Genomic DNA, 2,265 nt, shown 5'->3' with positions numbered 1-2,265 from the left:
GACTTCGTCGTGCTCGACGAAACGCAGCACGTGGCGGAAACCTGGATCGGCGGCGTACGCGTCCATACCGCCTGACGCCAGCACCCATCGCCGATCGCATCGGCGATGTTTTTCGTCGGCCCATAAAAAAGCCGGCGCTCCGCGCCGGCCAATCTGGGGAATCATCCTTCGTAAACGCGCCCGGATACGTCGTCCGGGCGCGCGTTGGCACGTCGTTTGATCAGAAGTCGTAACGGACGCCCACGCGAACGTAGCGCGGCGATTGGTACGCGACCGGGCGGCGATAATCCGGTTGATGGCTGACCGCCTGTCGAACGTCACCGCCACCTGCTATGCTTATTGGCAGTAAGCCATTGAGGCAGATGAGAAATGCGGACGTACGAAGATCTGCTCTGTCCCGAAAAGGCATACATCTGGCGAATTACCCACAGAGACAATCTGGAGTGGATCCTAGACCATGGCATCCACTGCGCGAGTTCCGACGTCCGCGACCCATCGTATATAAACATCGGGAACGCTGACCTCATCTCAAAACGATCGACGCACCCCGTGCCTATTCCGCCGAACGGGACGTTGAGTGATTATGTGCCGTTCTACTTCACGCCGTTCTCTCCGATGCTCTTAAACATCAAATCGGGCCGCAGCGGCGTAGTGAAGAGGAGCAATGAAGAGATCGTGATCCTCGTTGCAGACCTTCACAGCCTCGCCTCGACCTCGCATCCTTTCGTCTTCACGAATGGACATGCCTATATGAGGCTGACCGAGTACTTCGCTTCAACCGCAGAGCTTTCGAAGGTTGACTGGAAACTCCTGCAGCGCCGCGATTTTTCAGGTGACCCGGACGATCCGCGAAAGATGGAACGCTATCAGGCCGAAGCACTTATCCACGGTCACCTGCCCGCCGATAAGCTTAAAGGTATCGTCTGCGCAACAGATCTCGTCAAGGCCAACATTGAGTCGCTCTTGGCGAAACGTGCGATGAAGCTGTCAGTTCTGGTCCGACCAGGTTGGTACTTCTAAAATGATCAAATTCACTAGCGGAAATTTGCTCGAGGCCAAGTGCGACGCATTGGTCAATACTGTCAACACTGAAGGTGTGATGGGTAAGGGAATCGCACTTATGTTTAAGGAGCGTTTCCCACTCAATTACGACTTGTATCGCGCGGCGTGTAAACGTGGCGACGTGAACGTGTGCGAGATGTTCGTTACGGAGACTGCAGAGTTGTCCGGTCCGCGCTACGTCGTCAACTTCCCGACCAAGCGACACTGGCGAAGCCCTTCCAAACTCGAATGGATTGAGTGCGGCCTCATCGATCTAAAAGCAGTCATCCTTAATAATCGGATTAGATCTATCGCGATCCCTCCTCTTGGTGCCGGTAACGGCGGCCTGGATTGGCACCGCGTACGAGGACTGCTCGTGGAAGCGCTCAGTGAACTCGATGCCGTCGATATTTTGGTTTTTGAGCCAACATCGTCGTATCAAAATGTCGCCAAGCGAGAAGGTGTCGAGCGCCTCACGCCGGCGAGGGCGCTTGTCGCCGAGCTAGTGCGCCGGTATTCGGTTCTCGGGCTCGATTGCACGTTGCTCGAGATTCAGAAGCTCGCCTGGCTTCTTGAGGTCTTTATCGCGGCCGAGGATGTCGACGACCCACTCAAGCTGGAGTTCAAGGCACATATTTACGGGCCGTACGCTCCAAAACTCAATCATTTGCTTAATAGCTTAGATGGAAGCTATCTGCACTGCGATATGCGCATTTCTGACGCCAAGCCAACGGATGTAATTTGGTTCGACGACTCGAAGCGATCGCACCTGAGCACGTATATCAAGAGTCGAGAGATCGAACCGTATCGACGGGCTTTAGATCGCATCACAGCTACGATCGATGGTTTCGAGAGTCCATTCGGTCTAGAGCTTCTCGGTACTGTCGGCTGGTTGCTGTCCCACGATCGCGTTGCGCCTGAAGTTGGCGCATTGCGACAAGCATTATCCGCTTGGCCAAACGGCGGTAAGCGCAAAATGGCTCTGTTCGACGATCATGCAATTCAAACCGCGCTCTCTCATCTCACGGCGCTCCCACCCTTCGGAGACTCTGCTACATCCCGGGCTCGCAATCAGCGCATTTGACGCCGTTCACCGGCCGCGAGCTGGTGCGGCCTGATCGTCGACGGCCACCACGTGCATCCCGCGTCGCTGCGCGTCGCGATCGCCGCGAAGGCGCGCGAGAAGATGATGCTGGTGACGGACGCGATGCCGCCGGTCGGTTC

The 2,265-nt window shown here is 56.2% G+C and carries 2 protein-coding genes and 1 pseudogene; all 3 read left to right on the top strand.

Annotated elements, in window-relative coordinates; translation table 11 throughout:
• Positions 1-369: 369 nt before the first annotated feature.
• Entirely contained in the window at positions 370-1,020 is a 651-nt protein-coding gene (locus BMW54_RS18340; protein WP_090059126.1) for a type II toxin-antitoxin system toxin DNA ADP-ribosyl transferase DarT, read from the top strand.
• 1 nt (position 1,021) lies between these two features.
• On the top strand, positions 1,022-2,125 hold the full coding sequence (locus tag BMW54_RS18335; RefSeq protein ID WP_090059124.1) for a type II toxin-antitoxin system antitoxin DNA ADP-ribosyl glycohydrolase DarG: 1,104 nt from the start codon (positions 1,022-1,024) through the stop codon (positions 2,123-2,125).
• 18 nt (positions 2,126-2,143) lie between these two features.
• Positions 2,144-2,265, top strand: a pseudogene (locus BMW54_RS19090) (N-acetylglucosamine-6-phosphate deacetylase); the annotation flags it as partial.

Source organism: Luteibacter sp. 329MFSha, from assembly GCF_900111665.1.
Taxonomy (GTDB): Bacteria; Pseudomonadota; Gammaproteobacteria; order Xanthomonadales; family Rhodanobacteraceae; genus Luteibacter.
This window is presented reverse-complemented; position numbering and strand designations above follow the sequence as displayed.